Source organism: Flavobacterium sp. KACC 22758 (assembly GCF_028736135.1).
GTDB classification, from domain to species: domain Bacteria; phylum Bacteroidota; class Bacteroidia; order Flavobacteriales; family Flavobacteriaceae; genus Flavobacterium; species Flavobacterium johnsoniae.
On the sequence record NZ_CP117878.1, the window covers coordinates 4360140 to 4382528 of the forward strand.

Here is a 22389-nt window from a genome sequence, read left to right on the forward strand (position 1 = left end):
AAAAAATAGAGTTTTCAGGCTTTTTTATTTTAACTAATTAAAGCACGAATTAACATAAATTATCGAAAACGGTTTATGTTAATATTGTGTTAAAACAAAATTAAACAAGCGTTTAAATTAAACAACTGTTTAATTTTGCATTCGATTAGAAACAATACCATGTCACAGATCGAATTAAACGACAAAAAAATTCAAATACTTAACGTTGCAGAAAAGCTGTTTTCTGAGAAGGGATTTGAGGGGACATCTATACGGGACATTTCAAAAGAGGCAAAAATTAACATTGCCATGGTTTCGTATTATTTTGGTTCAAAAGAAAGACTTCTGGAAGCTTTAATTCTTTACAAAACTGTTGATTTAAAATTACAACTCGAAAACTTACTACAAGAAAACATTGAACCTCTTGATAAAGTCAATAAATTAATCGAAATTTACGTTAACAGAATCTGCCTTAACAAAGGGATTTACAGGGTTTTACATTTTGAACTTTACAACAAAAAGAGAGAAAAAAGCCTGCAGGCATTTACTGAACTTAAAAAAGGAAACTTAAAGTCAGTTGAAAGCATTATCAAGCAGGGTCAGGATCAGGGAGTTTTTAGAAAAGATGTTAATATCCAACTTATTACACCAACCATTATCGGTACCTTTTTTCACTTTCATATGAACCGTTCATTCTTTGAAGAATTATTGGGGTTAAAAACAGAAGAAATGTTTAACAATTACATTAACAACGATCTAAAAAAGCACATTCAACAAACTATAAAAGCGCTACTTGTTTATGAAAATTAGTCAATTAATGCTCTTTGGAGTTTTCTTTATCGGAATTTCTTCAATAGAAGCACAAGAAAAAACAAGTTTAACTTTAGATGAAGCCGTAAAAATGGCCTGGGAAAAAAGTAACGAAGTTACGCTTGCCAACACTAAGGTAAACTCGAAAAAATACGAATTACAATCGGTTAAGAATAACCAATATCCTGATTTAAAAATTTCCGGACAATATCAGCGTCTTACAAAAGCTTCGATTGATATGCCAGGTCAGGGTGAAGGTGCTTCTTTGGCATCTCCAGATCGTGCGATGCTGGGAATGGCAAATTTAAGCCTTCCTATTTTTGCCGGATTTAAAATCCAAAGCAGTATAGACGCATACGAAAGTTTATACGAAGCTGAAAGCGTTAACGCAGCAAAAACAAAAGAGGATGTTGCTTTAAAAGTAATTACCTACTATACAGCTTTATACAAAGCACAAAAAACTTTGGACGTTTTAAATGAAAACCAAAAAAGTGCAAAACAGCGTGTTACGGATTTTATTGAATTAGAGAAAAACGGAATTATTCCGAGAAATGATTTATTGAAAGCCCAATTATTGGTTTCAAAAACACAATTATCAATTGATGAAGCTAACAATAATATCAATAACATTAACTTTTATCTAACGACATTACTTAAATTAGAGCCATCTGTAAAAATTCAGGTTAATGAAGATGATTTCTTTAATTTAAAAACAACCAATGCACCAACATCTGATGCTTTGGCACTTGAAAACAGAAAAGATTTAGAGGCTATTCGTTTACAGCAAAGAGCTTCTGAAGCCAATGTTAAAATTGCAAAAGCGGGCTATTATCCAACACTTTCGTTACTTGGAGGCTATACAGCTTTAGATCTTAAAGACATTATTACTGTAAAATATGCTATGAATTTTGGTTTAGGTTTATCTTATGATTTATCTGGTATCCTTAAAAACAGCTCTCATGTAAAAGAAGCAGAAAGCAAAGCTCTTGAAGTAAAAAACACAGAAGCAATTATGACGGATCGCATAAAAGTTGAAGTTCAAAAATCTATTGAAGATTACGACTTAGCGATCAATCAAAGTGTTGTTTATGAAGAAGCATTTCAACAAGCTGCAGAAAATTACAGACTTGTAAAAGATAAATTCGACAATGGTCTTGCCGATACCAATGATTTGGTTGAAGCTGATGTTGAACAATTAAGTGCAAAAATTAATACAGCTGTAGCAAAAGCAACAATTATTCAAAAATATTACGAATTACTTTCAGTATCAGGACAATTATCACAATCATTCAATCTTTCTAAAATATAATCGATAGCTCTCATGGAAAAGAAAAAGACAAATAAAAAATTCATCATCATACTTGCAGTTCTGATTTTAGGAGGCGGAACTTATGGAATCACTAAATATTTACATTCACAAGCTCACGAAGAAACAGATGATGCTCAAATTGAGAAAAGAATGAACCCAATTATCCCGAGAGTTTCTGGATATATTAGTAAAGTGTATGTGAAAGATAATGACTATGTAAAAAAAGGAGATACTTTATTTACTATCGATAAGAGAGATTATCAATTAAAAATTGATGAAGCAAATGCTGCATTGTTAGGAGCTGAAGGTCAATTTGAAGCAGCAAAAGCTGATATTGGAAGTGCAAATGCAAGCATTTCAGTATCTGACGCTCAAATGAGATCTGCATCTGGTTCTATCGAAAGTGCAAAAATCAGATTAAGACAGCTTACAAACGATTTTAACCGTTACAACAATTTATACAAAACTCATACAATTACAAAACAGCAATTCGAACAGGCTCAGGCTGCAAAAGATGAAGCTGAAAATCAAGTACGTGTTTTAGAACAGCAGCAAAGAGCAAGCTCTTACCAAAAATCAGTTATTCAGTCAAAATCTAAAGTTTCTGATAAGCAGACAGAAGTTGCAGCTGCAAACATCAAAAAAGCAAAAACAATGCTTGATGTTGCTCACTTAAACCTTTCTTATACAGTAGTTACAGCTGCTATCGACGGTCAGGTTTCTAAAGTAGATATTCAGCCGGGACAATTGGTGCAGCCAGGACAATCATTATTCTATATCATTAATAATAATGAAGCCTGGGTTGTAGCTAACTTTAAAGAAACACAATTAAACAAAATGGTTGTGGGACAAAAAGTAGGTTTAAAAGTTGATGCTTATCCAAACTATGAGTTTAAAGGAACTGTATCTTCTTTCTCTCCTGCAACAGGATCTCGTTTTTCATTATTACCTCCTGATAATGCAACAGGAAACTTCGTAAAAACAATTCAGAGATTACCAGTAAAAATTACTATAGACGAATCTAACGATCCTGAGAAAGTAAAACTTTTAAGACCAGGAATGAACGTTGACGTTGATGTACATTTAAAATAAAACATGGCAGGAGCAGTACAAGCAGACGACGATTTAGTAGAATACGGTTTCAGACGTGTTATCATTACGATTACAGCAGTGCTTTGTGCACTGTTGGAAATTGTAGATACTACGATTGTAAACGTAGCGCTGACAGACATGCGCGGAAGTCTTGGTGCTACCTTGACTGATGTGGCATGGGTTATTACAGCATACGCAATTGCGAATGTTATTGTAATTCCGATGACGAGCTGGCTATCACAGCAATTTGGAAGACGTAATTATTTTGTGGCTTCCATTATAATATTTACAGTCTGTTCTTTTTTGTGTGGTAATGCCACAAATATTTGGGAACTTGTAGCTTTCCGATTCGTACAAGGTATGGGCGGTGGAGCATTGCTGGTAACAGCCCAAACGATTATTACAGAAAGTTATCCCGTAGCAAAACGTGGAATGGCACAGGCTATTTACGGAATGGGTGTAATTGTAGGTCCAACTTTAGGTCCGCCTTTGGGAGGATATTTAGTAGATAATTATTCTTGGCCTTATATATTTTATATCAATATCCCATTGGGAATTATTGCTACTATTTTGGCTTTAACGTTTGTTAGAAGTCCGAAATATGGAGAAAAATTAAAAGCCAATCAGGTTGACTGGTGGGGAATTATTCTGTTGAGTACCTTTATTGGTTCTTTACAATTCGTATTAGAACATGGGCAGCAAGACGACTGGTTTAACGATTCATTAATCGTAACCTTAAGTGTTGTTACCGTTCTTGGATTGGTTTTATTTATCTGGAGAGAGCTTACTTATAAACATCCAATCGTAAACTTAAGTGTTTTAAAAGACGGAAACTTAAGAATTGGAACCATAATGTGTTTTATTCTTGGTTTCGGTTTGTATGGTTCAACATTGATTATCCCGATTTATACACAGTCTATTTTAGGATGGACAGCTACTGATGCCGGTTTATTATTAATTCCAGGGTCTATCACAACGGCAATTATGATGCCTTTTGTTGGAAATATGATTCAGAAAGGTGTACCGCAAGGATATATGGTTGGAGTAGGATTTTTAATTTTCTTCTTCTTTACTTTCATGATGTACAGCCGTATGACACCTGATACTGGAGTTGAACATATGTACTGGCCTTTAATTTTAAGAGGAATTGGTTTAGGATTACTTTTCGTGCCTATTACGACACTTTCCCTTTCAACTTTAAAAGGAAAACAAATTGGTGAAGGAGCAGCATTTACAGGAATGATGCGTCAGTTAGGCGGATCTTTCGGTATTGCTATTATTACCACTTTCATCACACGTTTCAGCCAGTCACACAGAGTGGATTTAATTAATAATTTAGATCCAGCCAAATTTGAAGTACAACAGCGAATTGCAGGAATGCAGCACGCATTCATGGCAAAAGGATATAGCGCAGATGTTGCTTTGAAAAAAGCATATCAGGCTATAGAGTATTCTGTAATGAAACAAAGTACTGTAATGGCTTATATGGATATTTTCCTTTATCTGGGAATCATGTTTTTATGTTGCATACCGATTATTCTCTTTATCAAAAAAGGGAAGAACAAAATTAATGCAGCCGACGCAATGCATTAATAATAATAATTTTATAATACGCAGAAACGCCGAATTCATCATTTAGAATTCGGCGTTTATTTTTTTATAGTCGCAGTGTGCAGTGGCAGTATTCAGTTTATAAACTTTGCATAAACCTTTATGTCTTGCGGTAAAAACTTAGTATCTTTTTTATTTCATCTCTGCAGGGATTAAAATCCCTGCCTACAATATGCCCCGATCCTTCGGCTCTCTAGCAAAAAAACCTTTGCCACTTTGCCACTTTGAATCTTTGTCCCTCAAAAATCTATCTTGTAAAAACTAAATGACTTCCCTTAGAAAGATTAGCGTCAAACTGATATCCTTCGTAATTAAAGCCTTTTAAGTCGTCAATAGTTTCTGCATTCGTATCAATGATATAACGCACCATCATCCCTCTCGCCTTTTTGGCAAAGAAACTAATCATTTTTAATTTTCCGTCTTTATAATCTTTAAAATCAGGAGTAATAACTGGAACTTTCAATGCTTTTACGTCAACAGCAGAAAAATATTCATTACTCGCTAAATTCACGAATAATTCATCCTTTTTCAATTCTTTATTTAAAGCTTTGGTGACAGTGGGTTTCCAAAACTCATGCAAGTTTTTAAACTCACCAACCGGCATTTTAGTTCCCATTTCTAAACGGTACGCCTGCATTAAATCAAGCGGTTTTAAAAGACCATAAAGTCCCGACAAGATTCTTAATTTATCTTGTAAAGCATCTAATTTTTCTAACGGAATCGTATAAGCGTCTAAACCTGTATAAACATCACCGTCAAAAGTATAAACTGCCGGACGTGCATTTTCTGGAGTAAACGGAGTTTTCCAATCCTGGTTGCGTTTCCAGTTTAAATCAGCTAATTTGTCTGAGATAGACATTAATTCTGATAATTCAGAAGGCTTTTTTGTTTTTACAACTTTATGAACCACTCTCGCTTCTTTTAAAAATGAAGGTTCAGTATATTGAGATGTTGGTAATTCTTTTTCGAAATTCAGTGATTTCGCTGGCGATATAACGATTTTCATTTGTGCATTTTTGTATGACTCAAAAATACAAATTGAAATTTTAAAAATTAGAGATTGTAATTGATTTGTTTTATAGTTCTATTTTTTAAGCCACGAATTCACGAATTTCCACAAATTTTTCTCTCATGCAGTTTACAAAGATTTTTTGCCACAGATTAGAAAGATTCTCACAGATTTTTTAATCATTTTAATCCTTTAATCTGTGGCAGAAAAAAATGGTGGAAACTGGTGTAATTCGTGGCAGCCATTTCTATTTTAATAAAAATCTGCACTACAAAATGTGAAATTGTTCAAAAAAGTGAGCTCTAGATTATAATAGGCATTTTCTATGTTGTAAATTTGCATGCATTTTATTTCTATTAAAATTAGAAATGCTTTTTATTCAAAAACTGAATTCGTGGCGATACAAACAAATTATAAAACTGCTTTACAAAACAAAATCTTCGATGTTATTTCGAAAGCTTCTCAGGAATTAAAAGTTGACTCTTATGTGATCGGCGGATTTGTTCGTGATTTACTTTTAAACCGAGGTTCTAAAAAAGACATTGATGTTGTTGCAGTTGGAAGCGGCATCGAATTAGCTCTTAAAGTTTCAGATTTACTTCCGAACAAACCAAAAGTTCAGGTTTTTAAAACTTACGGGACAGCGATGCTTCGTTTTGAAGATACTGATATCGAGTTTGTAGGCGCCCGAAAAGAATCTTATACCCGAGACAGCCGAAATCCGATTGTCGAAAACGGAACTTTACAAGACGATCAAAATCGTCGTGATTTTACGATCAATGCATTGGCTTTATCTTTAAACGAGAATAATTTCGGAGATCTTCTGGATCCGTTTAATGGTTTAACCGATTTAGAAAATAAAACAATCAAAACGCCTTTGGATCCAGATATTACGTATTCTGATGATCCTTTGCGAATGCTTCGTGCCATTCGTTTTGCAACGCAGTTGAATTTTGAAATTGAAGAAAATTCCCTGAATGCCATCACAAAAAATGCTGATCGCATCAAAATAATTTCTGGTGAAAGAATAGTTGATGAATTAAACAAAATTCTTTCTACACCAAAACCTTCAACTGGATTTTTACTTTTATACAAAACCGGACTTTTAGATTTAATCTTACCTGAATTAACGGCGTTGAATCAGGTGGAAGAAATTGAAGGTCATACACATAAAAACAATTTTTATCATACACTTGAAGTTGTTGACAACATCTGCCCGAACACAGACGACGTTTGGCTTCGCTGGTCGGCATTACTGCATGATATTGGAAAAGCACCTACTAAACGTTTTACAAAAAAACAAGGATGGACTTTTCACGGACATGAATTTTTGGGAGGAAAAATGGCAAAGAAAATCTTCGAACGTTTGCACATGCCATTGAACCATAAAATGAAATTCGTTCAAAAAATGGTTATCATGAGTTCACGTCCCATTGTTTTGGCGCAGGATATTGTAACCGATAGTGCAGTTCGTCGTTTGGTTTTTGATGCTGGTGAAGATGTAGAAAACTTAATGACTTTGTGTGAAGCAGATATCACAACCAAAAATCCGTCGAAATTCAAGAAATATCATAAAAACTTCGAAATCGTCCGCAAGAAAATTGTAGAAGTCGAAGAACGCGATCATGTACGTAATTTTCAGCCGCCTATTTCCGGCGAAGAAATTATGGAAATGTTTGATTTAAAACCTTCAAGAGAAATCGGAATTTTGAAAGAAGCTGTAAAAGAAGCAATTCTGGAAGGCGATATTCCAAATGAATATCAAGCTGCTTATGATTTTGTGATTAAAAGAGCGGCGAAATTAGGCTTAAAAAAAGTTGAGAAATAAGTAGTATTTAATAAAATGAAAAAAGAGAATAAATCGGTAATCCTTTGGTTACTATCAGGTTGTGTTTTATTATTTTTAATGGTCGTAGTTGGCGGTATCACGCGTTTAACCAATTCAGGTTTATCTATGACCGACTGGCATTTAGTAACCGACACCTTCCCGCCGCTTACAGATGCAAAATGGCAGGCTGCATTTGATGAATATAAAAAATTTCCTGAGTACCAAAAAATCAATATTCACAACGATTTTCAGCTTTCAGATTATAAATTTATTTATTTCTGGGAATGGTTTCACCGTTTCATCGGCCGTATTATTGGATTGGTTTTCTTTGTTCCTTTTGTTTACTTTTTAGCAAAAAAGAAATTAGATACTCCAACTATTAAAAAATGTATCGTTCTTTTGGCAATGGGAGCATTCCAGGGATTTTTAGGATGGTTTATGGTTCGCAGCGGATTAATCGATAATCCAGATGTAAGCCACTTTAGACTTTCTCTGCACTTGACATTCGCATTTATAACTTTTGCGTATACACTTTGGGTTGCGCTTGATTTAATTTATCCGGAACGAAATATCAACAAGATTTTACCTTTAAGAAATATTGCCCGTTATGCTTTAGCCGCTTTATTAATTCAGATTATTTACGGCGGATTTGTCGCTGGACTAAATGCCGGATTAATTCACAATCACTGGCCTTTAATGAGCGATGGCGAGTTTATTCACGAATCGGTTTTTATTGAGCAGTCGAGCTTGATTAAAAATTTAATTGAAGGAAAAAGCGGTGTTCAGTTTGTACATAGAACTTTTGCTTATGCAGTTGTTGCTGTTATTCTTTTTCTTTTCTTTAAAAGTAAAAAATATACACTTACAAGAACGCAGTCAAACGGAATCAATACTTTAGTTGTTTTTGTTTTTATTCAATTCTTACTTGGAGTATTTACATTATTATACAGCGTTCCTTTGGCTTTAGGATTAATTCATCAAATTATGGCGTTTTTCCTTTTGAGTGCCATGACGTATACTTTACACCGATTAAGCAAATAAAATAGTATATTAACATAAAAAAGCTGTCTTAAAAGGACAGCTTTTTTATATGCTTCAGAGAAGCAAAATATATAAATGTTTTACAGCATCAAGCTCCGGAGGAGCGGTATGTTTTTTCTACATTCTTAATATATGCCGCTCCTCCGGAGCTTTTTTCATTTGCTTATTGTAATTCTATAAGTATTTCACCCCGCTGGGGCTATTATCGATAAAATGAATTAAAATCTGCTGAATTTTTGTTTGGATTTTATCCCAGCCAACCTTTAAAATCTTGCACTTTCTCACGGCTCACGATTACCTCATCATCTTTGTAACTCGGCAGAATAACTTTTAAACGGGAATTGGTGTAAACCTGAATTTCTTTAATTGCTTTTAATGGAACAATAAATTTTCTGCTTACGCGAAAGAAATCCTTTTTATCTAATTCCTGTTCCAGAATTTCTAAAGTAGAATCGATTAAATAATCACGGTTTTCAAATGTATGAATGTATGTTCCTTTGTTTTCACTAAAAAAACATTCGATTTCTTCTATGTTTATTACTTTTAAATGCTGCCCGATTTTAACCGTAAAACGCTTTTTATATGTTTTCTCAAACGGATTTGACAACATCTGTCGAATTTGCTCAAAATCTAACTGCATGTTTGAATTTTCTGCCGGAGCTTTGGGAATCCTTGATTTAAATTTTGTGACAGCAGCTTCAAGATCATCTTCATCAATTGGTTTTAAAAGATAATCAATACTGTTTAATTTAAAAGCTTTTAAAGCATACTCATCGTATGCTGTTGTAAATATAATTGCGCTTTTGATATCTATTTTCTCAAAAATTTCAAACGATAAACCATCTGACAGCTGAATATCCAAAAAAATCAAATCCGGATGCTGGTTGTTTGAAAACCACTCTACCGATTCTTCAACTGAGTGAAGCATCGTTTCTACTGTAACATCTAACTTTTCAAGTTTTCTTTGCAGCAATCTCGCTGCGGGTTTTTCGTCTTCTATAATTAATGTGATCATTTACTATATTGTAAAATTTGAAAAATATTAAATCAAAATTACTCCCATTTATTGGTATTTGCAGCTTCTTTTTCCATGTATTTTTGGATTTTTTTCTGCTCCCAGTCTGAACTGAAGAAAATATCACGCCCAAAAACTGATAATCCGTGTGCAGCTAGACCAATTCCCCAGAAAAATGCTGTAGAATAAGTCTGCCAATCAGTTAAACCGCTTGAGTGAATTCCTTCGGTAAAAAGTTCTTTATTTAAATTGGCAATAATAACAATAATATTTACAAATATATAAACTCTTAAATGCGAGTAAAATCCTCTCAGTCTTTTTACTTTTCTGTAAGCATTATTATAACTTTCATCTGAACTGAACTCCTGTCCGTATTGTTCATACATTCTTCTTCTAAAACGTCCCATGTCTTTATCTTTAATTATGTCCACTTATTTTTATTCTCTTTTTCTTTTTCCATGAATTCTTTTATTTTTCTTTCTTCCCAGTCTTTTCCAAGAACCGGAAAAACTTCAAAAACTTTTAATCCATGAAAAACAACTCCAATTCCCCACCACATCAAGGGCCAGAAAAACCATAAATATTTTGGAGAAGTATATAAATTAATAAAAATCAAAATTGCATTTACCAGTACATAAGCAACTAGATTTCCATAAAATCCTTTAATTCTTTCGACTTTCTTTTTGGCTAAAAAGTATTTATCTTCTTCATTAAAATTCATTTCCATAATTACTCCCATTTTTGTGTTTTATTTTTCTTTTCTAATAGACTTTTCAATTTGCGTTCTTCCCATTCTTTTCCAAAAATCTTAAAAGAAACAAAGACGTCAATGGCAGAACCTATATAAACTGCTGACCAGATAATAACTACTACAGGGTTTAAAAACTGAATAGGAAAGAAATTTAAAGGCAGTTGTGAATACTCTTTCAATAAAAATAAAGTCAGACCAATGATATATAGAAATGTATGTTTGTAGAATGACTTTAGCTTATGAACTTTTTTAACTGCTAAATCCTGAAGTTCTTTTTGTTCATTATTTGTATTAAAATCTGTTTCCATCTTTATTTTCAAATTTTTGATTTTCTTTTTCCAGAATTTCTCTAATTTTTCTTTCTTCCCATTTTTTATTGAAGAAAGGCGGGTAACTAAAAACCTGCAGTCCGTGTAAAATTATTGCTATTCCCCACCCCATCAAAGACCATATATACCACAAATATCCCGGCGAAGTCATATAATTTACCACTATTACAATTGGGTTAACCAAAACATATACTGTTAAATGCTCATAGAATTCTCTTATTTTCTTGACTCTTTTTTGAGCCTGATAATAACGTTCTGCTTCTGTATAATTAGGTTCCATAATTATTTCCAGTTTTTTTGATTGTTTTCTTTTTCCAGAATTTCTCTAATCTTTCTTTCCTCCCAGTCAGAACTGTAACCAAAAACTTTAAAAGCATGCATGGCTACTCCAAATCCCCAGCCTAAAGCTGAAAACCAAAACCATTGAAATCCCGGTGAAAACCTTAAATTAATAAACACTAAAAACGGAATTACACAACAGTATGAAATCACATTTCCGTAAAATCCTTTTAATTCTTCGACTCTTTTTTTAGCTCTGTAATAAGCTTTTGCTTCGTCGTTATATTCTGCACTTACATCCATGACGGTTATTTGTTTAGTTAAAATTGGAATTTTAACAGAGAAGTTTTTTTCATCCTGCTGAATCATCACTTTCCTATCGGTTATAATTCCGTAACGATTTACAATATTCTGCAGTCCAACACCTTGTCTGTCCTGCAAAACTTCTTTTTTCTGAAGATCATTTTGTATAACCAAATAATCTTTATCAACAAAAATTCGAATATGTAATGGTTTTTGTTCGCTCACTACATTGTGTTTCACTGTATTTTCAAGCAAAAGCTGTAAGGACAACGGCACTACTTTAGCATCAGGATTTATGTTCTCTGTTGGAAGTTCATAAAACAAACTGTTTTCGAAACGCATTTTAAGCAGATTCATATATGTTTTTGCAAACGATAATTCATCTTCTACAGAAACCAGTTCTTTATCTTTCTGCTCCAGAACATATCTGTAAATTTTAGATAAAGATGTTGTAAAACGCTGCGCATTGTCCGGGTTTTCTTCAATCAAAGAGCTTAGAACATTTAAGCTGTTAAAAAGAAAATGCGGGTCGATTTGATTTTTTAAACTTTCGAATTTAGCATTTGCCGTTCCCGCAATAATCTTTTGCTGTATAACTTTATTTTCCTGGTATGCCTTGTAAAAATGCAAGGCATGAAATCCTAACAGAATAATAAAAGCTATAACCGCATTTTCTATATATGTAGAAGCTTCTTCATTAGCCAGAAAACTTAAAATGGATCGTCTTTCAATTACTACATTTGTAAAAACCCGAAGGAGAAAAACAAAGAAAATCGAAACAACAAATGAACTTACAAAACCTATAAAAATTCTTTTATTAGAAAATCTGCTGTCTTTAAAAACCTTATCTAAATACACAAATAGAGAAGCATTAACAATATACAATACAACGCTGTAAAGCATACAGTACAAGAAAAATATGTACAGGTTATTGTTGAAAATTGCCGTTCCAAATGAAGCAAAACGAATCAGAAAGGAGAATAGAAAAACGATTCCGCCTACTAACAACGCCTTAAGTAGATTTGGTTTTAAAGTCATTATTTCTTTTGAATTAAATTATTTACAAGTTTTTTGGATTTCCAAAGCTCTGTCTAATCCCCATTTTGGAGAAAAAGGAGTAGCCGGTTTAAAAGTAGCAAAAAGTTCAATAGATTTATCAACCTGCGCGCATAATGGTTTTGTATCAACACCTGTCCATTTTGCTCCTCCTAACTGATAATCTGCCTCTCCAAAAACCGCTCTTGGATTATTAGGATCAATCGCTTTTGCTTTTGCATAAGCTTCCATCACTTTGCCAGAATATTTCATTCCGTTTGTCATTGGGTCAGCTACAACATATCCTGTATAAATTAAAGCCTGCAATACATACAATTCTGCATTGTTTTGATCTTTAATAAACTCTACATCTAATGCATCCTGTGCTTTTGTTAACAGCAGATCAATTTTAGTTTTGTCTTTTTCAGTAAAAACAGCTGTTGTATTGATTAGGGCAATATAATAATTTGGCAAATAACTGTTTTTTTCTGCAGCAGCAATTCTTTCAAATAATGCCGAAGCTTCTGCATTTTTTCCCTCTTTCCAAAGTCCGAAAGCTTTAGTCATTCCTTGTTCAAACTGTGTTTGAGCTGAACTTATTACTACTACAAATAATGCGATTAAAGTGATGATTTTTTTCATTTTATAAGTTATTTAATGGTTTGTTTATATGGATTAGTTATATATTTAGAATTGAATTTCGATTTTTGAATCTTTACTGACATCAAATTTAGCATCTTTATACGAAGGCGGCCCCATAAATCCTTTTGCATTGTTTGAAGCTGCATATTCTTCAGATGGAATTCCCATTGCATTTCTGTCAAGTTTTCCGTTGATGTTTTCATCATGATAAGTCGAGATGGCGTATTCTCCTGCAGGAAGATTATCAAAAGTTACAACTGCTTTATTATTTACAATTTCAGAATTAAGGCTTTTGTAAGTTGTTTTAAGAAACGTCCCTTCTGAATTATATAGTCCTACTTTAACAATTCCTGTATTGTTTTTTAAACCCGAAACAGCAACAGTTAATTTTACATTTTGAGCAGACATTAAGCTGCAGATAAATAAAATGGTTATTGTAATAATTTTGGTCATGATTTCTATTTTTTTAAGGTTCTGAGTTACTAAGGTTCTTAGGTTCTAAGTTTTTTTGTTGATGATTAAAACTCTTTTTTAAGGTTTAAAGGTTCAGAATTACAAAGTGGCAAAGATTTAATCTTCTTATTATTAAAATTTATGCCTTTGTCACTTTGTTTCTTTGTTCCTTTTAATTTATACTTCAAAAGTATACTGGTTTTTAGTCTTTTAAAATTAAATGCTGCTGAGTTGTTGATTTTGGTTACTGAATTGTTTTTTTAAGCTGCTAAGGTTCTGAGATACTAAGGGACTAAGTTTTTTCCTTAGTACCTTAGTAACTTAGCATCTTAGAACCTTTTTAAAGATTCTTCAACTGATTCTCATTTTTATTCTGGCTGATGGTCCAGAAGAAACCAATAAAGAAGAATCTATCAGCAGTTGGAACAACAGCTTGTCTTTGATAAACACCGCTGGCGTCTGGTACTTTTGCATAATCGTATCCAAAAACATTTTGAGTTCCTAAAACATTCGAAACTGAGAAATAAAGGATTTTTTGTGTGGTTAATAAATATGCCCAGTTAAAACTCAAGTTATTGTATGATTTTGTTTTTCCGTTCATAAATTGTGTCTGGTTTGGATCGTTGTACGGACGTCCTGTGCTGAAACTATTTGTGAATCCGATTTGTGATTTCCAGTCTGTAATAAAATATTTTGTTACAACAGATAAATTATGATTGGCTACAAAACTTGGAGTTGCCATAGTTGGAAAATTCTTGTATTGTCTTTCTGAATCGATGTATGAATATGAAATCCAATATTCTAAATTTTTGTACAAATTACTGTCTCTCCAAAAAATATCTAATCCTTTTGCATAACCTGAACCGTTGTTATTGAAAACCGAATTGTACTGAATATCTCTTGTATCGTATTGAACTAAATTGCTGTAATCTTTATAATAAGCCTCTGCTCTAAAAGTTTGTCCCGGCTGAGTAAACTGGTAATTTAAAATATAGTGTCTCGCTTTTTCACTTTCAAACTGATGGTATTTTGAATACTTAATATAATCTACAACTGGTGTCTGCGAAAAATCTCCGTAAGCAAATGAAAACTGGCTGCTTTTTGAAACTTTATAAGCTAATGAAGCTCTTGGTGCAATATTATTTTCGTTTAGTAAACTATTATTAGAATATCTAAAACCAACTTTCATTGCCAGTTTTTTAGAGAATAAAATATCTGCTTCTGTATAAGCTGCAAAAATGTTAGAATCATAACCATTTGAAACATCAATAGAAACATTATCATTAAAATTTTCATTGAATTTTGTAATAAAATAATCTGTACCAAAAGACAGTTTAAAATGATTTGAGATTTTTTTCTGCAATTTCAATTTTAACTGAGCAGCATTTTCATTGCTGTCAACATCATTAATATCGTATTTGATTTTGTTTTTGCTGTAACCGTAGCTTATTCCAGACGTTAACTGCCAGCCTGTTCCAAAAGTTCCTTTATAAGATGAGTTTAAGTAAAAGTTATTGTTGTTTAAATCTGTTCTGATTGGGTTTTCGAAATTCACATTTTTCTGGTTCAAATCGAATCTTTCAGAATCAAAAGAGGCATATAATTTGAAAATTCCGTTTGTAAAATTGTATCTGTAAACCGTTTCACCGCCAAGTGACTGATAAGGGCTGTTCCATTTTACATTTTGAGGAATTACTGCCTGATATGGCGCCAGATTGATATAAGCCATATTTACACTCAAAGAACTTTTTTTGAATTTTTGAGTATTTCCTAAACTCAAACCAACAGTCATTAATCCAATATCTGTTTTTTCATGATCTGCCTCATCCTGCGTATTTAAAAGTAAAACACTTGACAAAGCTTCACCATATTCTGCCGAATAACCACCAGTAGAAAATGCTATTCCGCTGAATAAGAAAGGAGAAAAACGGCTTCTGGTTGGTAAATTGTTCGTTGTTGCTCCATAAGGCTGTGCTACACGAATTCCGTCAACAAAAGTCTGCGTTTCGCTCGCTTCACCACCACGTACGAATAAACGTCCGTCTTCGCCAACACTTTGTGTTCCCGGTAAAGTCTGTAAAGCAGCCACTATATTTCCGGCAGAACCGGCAGTTGTAACAATATCGAGCGGTTTTAAAACCGAAACTCTTGCTTTGTCTCCAGATTCTAAAGTTCCGGCTGTAATAACAACTGCGTCCAGAGCATTTATGTTTTCTCTTAATTTAACCGTTTGATCTTTATAATTGGCAACATCAATTTCCTGTTTGAAAGTTTCGAAAAGTAAAAAGCTTACTACTAAAAATTTGTTGCCGGTTTCTGTAGTTTCAAAAGAAAACTCTCCCGTTTCAGAACTTGTAGCTCCGTCGTAAGTTCCGTCTAAATAAATATTTGCACCGGCAACCGGTTTTCCTTTTTGATCTACTACTTTACCTGAAATAATATTTTGAGCAAAAGTAAAAGTGCTAAGTAATAATAAAATAAAAGTAATTCTGGTTTTCATGATATTGGTTTTTGATGAGACAAATGTATTTTAACATTTCCTGTTAAAAAATATATAATAACCCAATTGTAGATTTTTAAGGATGAGTTGTAAATGACTAATTTGTATCTTAGCTAGGAATTCTAAAAAATTACCATTTATGTCAGAAAGCACCAGAATTTCAAATTTATATCAGTCCATTTATAATGGAAATCCTTGGCTGGAAGTAAACCTGGACAATACTTTAAAAAATGTCACGGCAGAACAAGCATACAAAAAAATAAACCCTAATCTTAATACGATTTGGGAAATTGTGAATCATTTGATACAGTGGAGAAGAAACATTTTAGAGCGAATGCAGGGCGAAGTAACCAAAACTCCGGATCATAATTATTTTGTTCCCGTTTTAGATCCCTCTGAAGCTGCTTGGGAACAGTCTCTTCAAACCTTAGCAAAATCACAAGAATCATGGAATGCATTTTTTGAAGATTTTGATGATGCCGATCTGGCAAAAATATACGTTAATAACGGCCACAGTTATTATGAACATCTGCACGGAATTATTCAGCATGATGTGTATCATTTAGGGCAGATTGTTATTTTAAAGAAACTGCTTTAAAAATTCATAATCATCAAAAAGTCTCTTTCAGTTTCATTTTTTTAGCAGTAAGTTCTGCAGGATTTGCTCAGGAAACTGAAACAAAATACGATGATAATAGGGCAAAATCCTTAAATGCCGATGAATACAGAATGTAAGGAAATCACAAGAATACAGGATAAGATCGCCAAGACGAAAATGTAATACACAATATGAAAACTGAAAAAGAAAAAATGATCTCTGGCGAATATTATAACGCCTTTGATCCTGAATTGGTAAAAGGACGCCGAAATGCTAAAAATCTCCTTCACAGCCTCAATGTAAAAGAATACAGAGTTACCAAAAAAGCAAAAGAAATTCTAAAGGAACTAATTCCAAATACCGGAGCCGGTTTTTATATCGAACCTCCTTTTCATTGTGATTATGGTTATAATATTTTTTGCGGAGAAAATGTATACTTTAATGTGAACTGTGTGGTTTTAGACTGCGCTCCTGTAAATATTGGATCAAATGTGTTTATTGCGCCAAATGTTCAAATTTACACGGCTTCGCATCCGCTTGACGCTGAATTAAGAAAATCACTGGAAAATGCTTATTCCGTTACAATTGGCGATGACTGCTGGATTGGCGGAAATTCGGTTATCTGCCCCGGAGTTACAATTGGTAAAGGCTGCGTTATTGGAGCCGGATCTGTAGTTACCAAAGATATTCCAGACAATTCGCTGGCAGTTGGAAATCCCGCAAAAGTAATTCGAAAATTAAATCAGGAATCTGAAACAAAAAAATAAATGCTTACCCTTAATAAAGTTCACCATATTGCCATTTTATGTTCTGATTACGAAAAATCTAAATATTTCTATACTCAGATTTTAGGCTTAACGATTATCCGGGAAATCTATCGTGAAGAACGCCAGTCTTATAAATTAGATTTGGCTTTAAACGGCACTTACGTTGTAGAATTATTCTCTTTTCCGAATCCTCCAAAACGTCCTTCACGTCCAGAAGCCGTTGGACTGCGCCATTTAGCATTTGAAGTAATTAATTTAAATGAAACTGTTGCTTTTTTAACCTCAAAAAACATCGAATCAGAACCGATAAGAATTGATGAAACTACAAACAAACGTTTCACTTTTATTGCAGATCCTGATTTACTGCCTATTGAGTTTTATGAGAGATAGGTGTTAAGGTTTAAAGGTGCAGAGGAACAAAGGGACAAAGGTTTCTCATTTATTGCTATAATTATAATATAGAGTTTGTCATTTCAAAAGAGAAATCTTTACAGAAAATGGTAGAGTTTCTTAAGATTTCTCCTTGGTCGAAATGACAAACATGAGAAAAAACTTTGCGTCTAGTACTTTTAAAGCAAAACTTAATTCGAGAGAATTTTCTTATTTATATCCATTTTAACACACTAAATTGAAGATTTCCTATAAAAAACCGAATTTGATGCTTAATTTTGTAATCCGCATAAAAAAAGTGCGGATTCAAATTTACTTCTGATGAACAAAACGGCGCAAATCAAAAAAAATCATCAATTTATCAAATTCCGAAAATTAGTTATTGTTTCTATTTTAATTGGCTTTCTGTCAGCTTTCCTCGGAATATCACTTAAAAAAATAACCGAATATTACGAAGAAATCTTCTTTCACGAAGTATCAGTTCATCCTATATTTTATATCGTTTTTCCGGTTTTTGGGTTATCAATAATTTATTTCCTGAGACAAAATCTTTTTAAGAAAAAAGAAAATAAAGGCATCAAAGAAGTTTTTGAAAGTACGGCTTCAAAATCTAAAAACCTCCCATCTTATAAAATTCCATCTCACTTTATAAACGGATTATTGACTGTTATTTTTGGAGGTTCAACCGGAATTGAAGTTTCAACAGTTGTTGCAACGGCAACGATTGGTTCTGTTGCCCATGAAAAAGAAAATGTTTTCCGCCAGTACAAAACCGAATTAATTTGTGCGGGTGTAGCAGCTGGAGTTACAGCACTTTTCAGCAGTCCAATTGCAGGAGTTTTGTTTGCTTTTGAAGTAATTTCACGAAAAGTGACACGAGCTTTTGTTATCTCTAATTTAATTTCTGTTTCGATTGCTTTTGGTTTGCTTACCATTTTAAAAGAAGAACCTTTATTTGCGGTTTCAATTGTATCCTGGCAGTTAAAAGCAATCCCATATTTTATTCTTCTTGGAATTTTGGCGGGAATGAATTCGGTGTATTTAACTAAATGTGTTTTATTCTTCAAATCTCAATTCGGAAAAATCGATACGCATTATTATAAAATCATTATTGGTTCAGCTGTTTTAAGTGTTTCGCTATTCTTTTTCCCTCAATTATACGGAGAAGGATATCATGCTGTTAAAGGAATTTTTGGAACTTCATCTCAGCTTCCTTTAACCATAACTTTGGCACTGACTTTTATTGCAATATTAATTTTAAAACCTATAGTTACATCCATTACATTGGCTTCAGGAGGCGACGGAGGTGTTTTTGCACCTAGTTTATTCATCGGAGCTTTTTTAGGATTATTACTGGCCTCGGTTTTAAACAGCTTTTTTCATGTAAATGTAATTCCGGTCAATTTTATGATTCTCGGAATGGCAGCCGTTTTAAGCGCCAGCATTCACGCACCTTTTACCGCTATCTTTTTGGTTTGCGGCTTAACAAACGACTATACTTTGTTTTTACCAATTCTTGCCGTTTGTTTAATTTCAAAATATACTGCAAAAACAATTTATCCTTATACAGTATACAGTTACGCTCCAAGCTTGACTAAATAATTTCAGACTAATCATAAAATCTGAAGATTAAAAACATACAGCAAAGTATATTTAAAAGCATAACGAGTAAAATATAATACCACAATAATGCCAACTGAAAAAATAAAAAGAAGCTATCGCAAAACACGTTACATTCTTTACAAAGAAACTTTAATTGATTATAAAGAACACTTTTGGTCATTTTTAGGTTCTTTCGTTGGAATAGGAATTTTAGCTTACGTTCAATCGATGCATTTTTCCGGAAGCGATGCCGTTTATTTAATTGGCTCTTTTGGAGCTTCAAGTGTTTTAGTTTACGGAATTATCCAGAGCCCTTTTTCTCAGCCAAGAAATTTAGTTGGCGGACATGTTTTTTCTGCTCTTGTTGGCGTAACCGTAAATAAATTGGTTCCGGATATTATGTATATCGCAGCACCGCTGGCGGTATCGATCGCCATAATTCTAATGCAGATTACCAAAACACTTCATCCGCCTGGAGGAGCAACGGCTTTAATCGCTGTTATTGGTACCGAAAAAGTAAAAGCTTTAGGTTACATGTATGTGCTTTCGCCTGTTTTTACAGGAGTTATGATTTTACTTTTAACCGCATTGGTTTTTAACAATATGACTTCAAGCAGAAGCTATCCAAGCCACAGCACGTATCACAAACATTATCATAAAATTAGAAAGAGATTGACAGGTAGATAGTTTTGAACTATTGTATGTTACCCTGAGCGAAGTCGAAGGGTTTTCTCGTTGTATTAGGGCTTCGACTCCGCTCAGCCTGACAGTCGACAGACTTAATCAGAAAAATGAAAAAATCTTTTCAACAAATCGTAATTCACAATTCGGATTTCGTTTTTTATATTTTACCTTTGACCTCTCAATAAAAACAAAGATTATGGTTTATAAATTTAGAGTAATTCTAGACGCCGAAGAAGATATTTTTAGAGACATTGCAATTCTTGAAGACGATACTCTTGAAGATTTACACAATGCAATCTTCAACGCTTTTGGTTTTGACGGATCTGAAGTGGCTTCATTCTATACTTGTGATGAAACTTGGAATCAGGAAGATGAAATTCCTCTTTTTGATACAGGAGATGTTCCTGGCGAAATAAGAACCATGAACGATTATCCGTTGTCTAGTATTTTAGATAAACAAAATACAAAGATTATCTACGTTTACGATTTCATCAGCATGTGGACTTTCTTAGTAGAATTAGCTGCTGTTGAAGATGAAGCTGTTGGAGCAACTTACCCGGAAACTTTATTTTCTCATGGTGAAATGCCAGACGAAGCTCTTGAAAAAAACTTTGAAGCCGATGATATGCACAACGATATCTACGGAGAATTTGAAGACGACCTAGATGAAGACGATCTAGACATGTTCGAAGGAGATGACAGTTTCGAGGATTATGGATTTGAGGAGAATTGGAATTAGTTTTTTGAGGTTCTAAGGTTCTGAGATGCTAAGGTTCTAAGGTTTTAAATTGAGGGATTTTTCTTATTTTTATATTTAATTTAAAAATAAGAAATGAGCAATTTTAGAACTTTATTGGTTTGGCAGAAATCTATGACCTTGATTACCAAAATTTATTCCTTAACAAACAAATTTCCCAAAGAAGAAGTCTTAGGACTAACTTCACAAATTAGACGCAGTTCGATTTCTATTCCCAGCAATATTGCCGAAGGATATGGAAGAGAAAGTGACAAAGAACTTTTACGGTTTTTAAGTATTTCAATTGGTTCTCTGTTTGAAATGCAAACGCAATTAGAAATAGCAAAAAACATATCTTATCTAAAAGAAGAAGATTTTAACAAATTATACGAGGATAGCCGCGAAGTAGAAAGAATGTTAGTTTCTTTTATAAAAAAAATAAAAGACAGAACTAAACCTTAGTACCTTAGCATCTTAGAACCTCAGCACCTTAAAAATATGATCAACCTATTCAACACCCACATCGACACGCTGGCAATACACCGCGTGGGAAACAAAAGCCGTAATGAGGCTATTTTTTTATCAGAGCAGCCATTTAATTTAAATGATGAGATTGTTCCTTTGATAAAAGAATTCTTTTTTAAGCCTTTTAGAGAGAAAGAAGAAAACTATTATCAGTTTGCACACGAAGTGGACTTGGACTACAACGACATGTTTAAATATGCAACTGAAATTTTTGCTAATCCGGCTAATGTTCATGAGGTTTCTAAAAAAATCACAAAACATTTATACGAGCAGTCAAATCACCCGCACATTAAAAACGGAGAGGTTTATGTTACTTATTTAACAAATCTGAGTATTGATAACAATGTTGTTGATGCAATTGGAATTTTTAAAAGTGAATTACAAGCCGACTTTTTACAGTTTGAAGAAAACGGAAGCAACCTGGAAATGATCCTGCAGCAAGGAATTAACCTGAGCAAACTAGACAAAGGATGTTTAATTTTTAACTACAAAAAAGAAGAAGGCTACAAAATCCTGACTGTAGACAGCAACCGTTATGATGCGCGTTACTGGTTAGAGCACTTTTTGTCTGTAGACGCTTTTGAAGATGAAAATTTCATCACTAAAAAATATTTAAAATTCTGCCAGAACTTCGCAAAAGACGTTGTTTTGCCAGCTGAAGACAAGAAAGAGGAAGTAATGTTTATGAACCGATCTGTGAATTATTTCGCTAAAAATGATCAGTTTGAAGAGCAGAATTTCTTGAATGAAGTATTAGACAATCCTGAATTAATTCCTGAATTTAAAAACTATAAAGTTGATAAAGGAGAAAAATACAGCATCGAAGATGTGACCTCATTCCCTATTGCAAACGCAGCAGTTTCTGACGCTAGAAAATCAATTAAAAACGTTATTAATCTGGATACTCATATTCAGATTAAAATGGATTTTATTAACCCTGAAAGTGCAGAAAAATTTGTTGAAAAAGGCTGGGATGAAGAAAAACAAATGTATTACTACTTAGTGTATTTCAATAAAGAAGAAAAAAGCTAAGAAGTTTTCATTTTCTATTACTTACTTAAAACAAAAAACGGCAGTTACAAATGTAACTGCCGTTTTTTA

24 protein-coding genes are annotated in these 22389 nt (G+C 33.3%); 14 read left to right on the plus strand and 10 right to left on the minus strand.

Features of this window, described 5'->3' with window-relative positions:
- The first annotated feature begins 159 nt into the window (after positions 1-159).
- Genes PQ462_RS18185 through PQ462_RS18200 form a run of 4 tightly spaced genes read left to right on the plus strand, consistent with a single transcriptional unit; the run spans position 160 to position 4783 of the window.
- Positions 160-789 (plus strand): TetR/AcrR family transcriptional regulator, encoded by a 630-nt coding sequence (locus tag PQ462_RS18185; RefSeq protein ID WP_073408693.1) that lies wholly within the window; start codon positions 160-162, stop codon positions 787-789.
- Positions 779-2098, plus strand: a complete 1320-nt coding sequence (locus tag PQ462_RS18190) for a TolC family protein (protein WP_012026867.1) — start codon at positions 779-781, stop codon at positions 2096-2098. The genes PQ462_RS18185 and PQ462_RS18190 overlap by 11 nt, the downstream gene beginning before the upstream one ends.
- 12 nt (positions 2099-2110) lie before the next feature.
- Positions 2111-3190 (plus strand): HlyD family secretion protein, encoded by a 1080-nt coding sequence (locus tag PQ462_RS18195; RefSeq protein ID WP_274251075.1) that lies wholly within the window; start codon positions 2111-2113, stop codon positions 3188-3190.
- A 3-nt stretch (positions 3191-3193) separates the two neighbouring features.
- A complete protein-coding gene (locus PQ462_RS18200) occupies positions 3194-4783 on the plus strand; it encodes an MDR family MFS transporter (RefSeq protein WP_121360403.1) in 1590 nt (529 codons plus the stop codon).
- A gap of 265 nt (positions 4784-5048) precedes the next feature.
- Here the strand turns inward: PQ462_RS18200 and yaaA are convergent, their stop codons facing one another.
- Complete coding sequence (yaaA, locus tag PQ462_RS18205) at positions 5049-5807, minus strand: peroxide stress protein YaaA (RefSeq protein ID WP_274251077.1); 759 nt, start codon at positions 5805-5807, stop codon at positions 5049-5051.
- A 343-nt stretch (positions 5808-6150) separates the two neighbouring features.
- On the opposite strand from yaaA, the gene PQ462_RS18210 reads away from it, so the two are divergent.
- Together PQ462_RS18210 and PQ462_RS18215 are read left to right on the plus strand one after the other, a co-directional pair.
- On the plus strand, positions 6151-7638 hold the full coding sequence (locus PQ462_RS18210; protein WP_274251078.1) for a CCA tRNA nucleotidyltransferase: 1488 nt from the start codon (positions 6151-6153) through the stop codon (positions 7636-7638).
- A 15-nt stretch (positions 7639-7653) separates the two neighbouring features.
- Entirely contained in the window at positions 7654-8679 is a 1026-nt protein-coding gene (locus tag PQ462_RS18215) for a COX15/CtaA family protein (RefSeq protein WP_274251079.1), read from the plus strand.
- Positions 8680-8926: 247 nt separating this feature from the next.
- On the opposite strand, the gene PQ462_RS18220 is transcribed toward PQ462_RS18215, so the two are convergent.
- The 9 genes from PQ462_RS18220 to PQ462_RS18260 form a co-directional block, all read right to left on the minus strand.
- A complete protein-coding gene (locus tag PQ462_RS18220) occupies positions 8927-9694 on the minus strand; it encodes a LytR/AlgR family response regulator transcription factor (protein WP_274251080.1) in 768 nt (255 codons plus the stop codon).
- Positions 9695-9732: 38 nt separating this feature from the next.
- The gene (locus PQ462_RS18225; protein ID WP_316251608.1) at positions 9733-10125 is read right to left on the minus strand and encodes a 2TM domain-containing protein; all 393 of its coding nucleotides are present in this window, start codon (positions 10123-10125) and stop codon (positions 9733-9735) included.
- Complete coding sequence (locus tag PQ462_RS18230) at positions 10116-10433, minus strand: 2TM domain-containing protein (RefSeq protein ID WP_044048154.1); 318 nt, start codon at positions 10431-10433, stop codon at positions 10116-10118. Before PQ462_RS18230 ends, PQ462_RS18225 begins: the two co-directional genes overlap by 10 nt.
- Positions 10424-10753, minus strand: a complete 330-nt coding sequence (locus PQ462_RS18235; protein ID WP_012026876.1) for a 2TM domain-containing protein — start codon at positions 10751-10753, stop codon at positions 10424-10426. The genes PQ462_RS18230 and PQ462_RS18235 overlap by 10 nt, the downstream gene beginning before the upstream one ends.
- Positions 10737-11054 carry a 2TM domain-containing protein gene (locus PQ462_RS18240; protein WP_073408698.1) on the minus strand — a complete coding sequence of 106 codons (318 nt, stop codon included), beginning with the start codon at positions 11052-11054 and terminating at the stop codon, positions 10737-10739. The genes PQ462_RS18235 and PQ462_RS18240 overlap by 17 nt, the downstream gene beginning before the upstream one ends.
- A gap of 2 nt (positions 11055-11056) precedes the next feature.
- Complete coding sequence (locus tag PQ462_RS18245; protein WP_274251082.1) at positions 11057-12394, minus strand: 2TM domain-containing protein; 1338 nt, start codon at positions 12392-12394, stop codon at positions 11057-11059.
- 18 nt (positions 12395-12412) lie between these two features.
- Positions 12413-13033 carry a hypothetical protein gene (locus PQ462_RS18250; protein WP_012026879.1) on the minus strand — a complete coding sequence of 207 codons (621 nt, stop codon included), beginning with the start codon at positions 13031-13033 and terminating at the stop codon, positions 12413-12415.
- Between the two features lie 45 nt (positions 13034-13078).
- Positions 13079-13486, minus strand: a complete 408-nt coding sequence (locus PQ462_RS18255) for a DUF2141 domain-containing protein (protein ID WP_012026880.1) — start codon at positions 13484-13486, stop codon at positions 13079-13081.
- 340 nt (positions 13487-13826) lie between these two features.
- On the minus strand, positions 13827-15986 hold the full coding sequence (locus PQ462_RS18260) for a TonB-dependent receptor (RefSeq protein ID WP_274251083.1): 2160 nt from the start codon (positions 15984-15986) through the stop codon (positions 13827-13829).
- A gap of 139 nt (positions 15987-16125) precedes the next feature.
- On the opposite strand from PQ462_RS18260, the gene PQ462_RS18265 reads away from it, so the two are divergent.
- The 8 genes from PQ462_RS18265 to PQ462_RS18300 all read left to right on the plus strand — a co-directional run bounded on the left by PQ462_RS18265 (position 16126) and on the right by PQ462_RS18300 (position 22320).
- A complete protein-coding gene (locus tag PQ462_RS18265) occupies positions 16126-16584 on the plus strand; it encodes a DinB family protein (RefSeq protein ID WP_012026882.1) in 459 nt (152 codons plus the stop codon).
- A 191-nt stretch (positions 16585-16775) separates the two neighbouring features.
- Entirely contained in the window at positions 16776-17351 is a 576-nt protein-coding gene (locus tag PQ462_RS18270; protein WP_274251084.1) for a sugar O-acetyltransferase, read from the plus strand.
- A complete protein-coding gene (gene gloA2 / locus PQ462_RS18275; RefSeq protein ID WP_274251085.1) occupies positions 17352-17741 on the plus strand; it encodes an SMU1112c/YaeR family gloxylase I-like metalloprotein in 390 nt (129 codons plus the stop codon). It abuts the gene before it with no gap.
- A 321-nt stretch (positions 17742-18062) separates the two neighbouring features.
- Positions 18063-19343, plus strand: coding sequence for a chloride channel protein (locus PQ462_RS18280; RefSeq protein WP_274251086.1), 1281 nt, complete (start codon positions 18063-18065; stop codon positions 19341-19343).
- An 87-nt stretch (positions 19344-19430) separates the two neighbouring features.
- The gene (locus PQ462_RS18285; protein WP_274251087.1) at positions 19431-20030 is read left to right on the plus strand and encodes an HPP family protein; all 600 of its coding nucleotides are present in this window, start codon (positions 19431-19433) and stop codon (positions 20028-20030) included.
- A gap of 193 nt (positions 20031-20223) precedes the next feature.
- A complete protein-coding gene (locus tag PQ462_RS18290) occupies positions 20224-20766 on the plus strand; it encodes an IS1096 element passenger TnpR family protein (protein WP_012026887.1) in 543 nt (180 codons plus the stop codon).
- A 93-nt stretch (positions 20767-20859) separates the two neighbouring features.
- On the plus strand, positions 20860-21225 hold the full coding sequence (locus PQ462_RS18295; protein ID WP_274251088.1) for a four helix bundle protein: 366 nt from the start codon (positions 20860-20862) through the stop codon (positions 21223-21225).
- A 36-nt stretch (positions 21226-21261) separates the two neighbouring features.
- Positions 21262-22320, plus strand: coding sequence for a nucleoid-associated protein (locus tag PQ462_RS18300; RefSeq protein WP_012026889.1), 1059 nt, complete (start codon positions 21262-21264; stop codon positions 22318-22320).
- Positions 22321-22389 lie beyond the last annotated feature (69 nt).